Origin of the sequence: Bombella pollinis (genome assembly GCF_026385485.1) — a bacterium.
Taxonomy (GTDB): domain Bacteria; phylum Pseudomonadota; class Alphaproteobacteria; order Acetobacterales; family Acetobacteraceae; genus Bombella; species Bombella pollinis.
The window spans coordinates 1-736 of sequence record NZ_JANIDX010000016.1; the positions used below are offsets into that span (position 1 = coordinate 1).

Sequence of the window (736 nt, forward strand, 5' to 3'; positions counted from 1 at the left end):
TTTGTAAGAAATTCCTAAATTATACTGACCGTCAGCCAACCCTTGTTCCGCTGCCTTTTGGAAACACTCAGCAGCTTTCTCGTAATTCCGTGACACGCCTTGGCCGATAGCATAGGAAAATCCTAAATTAGATTGAGCAAGAGCAAACCCTTGGTCAGCTGCCTTTTGGAGCCACTCAACAGCTTTCTTATAATTCTGCGGAACTCCTTCGCCGTTTTTGTAAGAAATTCCCAAATTATACTGAGCTTCAGCCAACCCTTGTTCCGCTGCCTTTTGGAAACACTCAACAGCTTTCTTATAATCCTGCGGAACTCCTCGGCCATCATAATAAAGGATCCCTAAATTATACTGAGCGTCAGCCAACCCTTGTTCCGCTGCCTTTTGGAGCCACTCAACAGCTTTCTTATAATTCTGCGGAACTCCTTCGCCGTTTTTGTAAGAAATTCCCATATTATACTGAGCCTTAACATCTCCTTGCTCCGCTGCTTTCTGGTACCATTCAATGGCTTTCTTATAATCCTGCGGAACCCCTCGACCAATATCGTAGACAACTCCTAGATTAAACTGAGCAAGAGCAAACCCTTGCTCCGCTGCTTTCTGGTACCACTCAGCAGCTTTCTCATAATTCTGTGGCACGCCTCGGCCGTGATTATAAAAAATCCCCAAATTATACTGAGCTTCAGCCAACCCTTGCTTCGCTGCTTTTTGCAACCATTCAAATGCTTTCTTATAATCT

Annotated in this window: 1 protein-coding gene; it reads right to left on the minus strand. The window is 44.4% G+C overall.

From position 1 onward, the window contains the following. On the minus strand, positions 1-736 hold a 736-nt coding region (locus NQF89_RS08815; RefSeq protein ID WP_266138000.1), incomplete at both ends, for an SEL1-like repeat protein.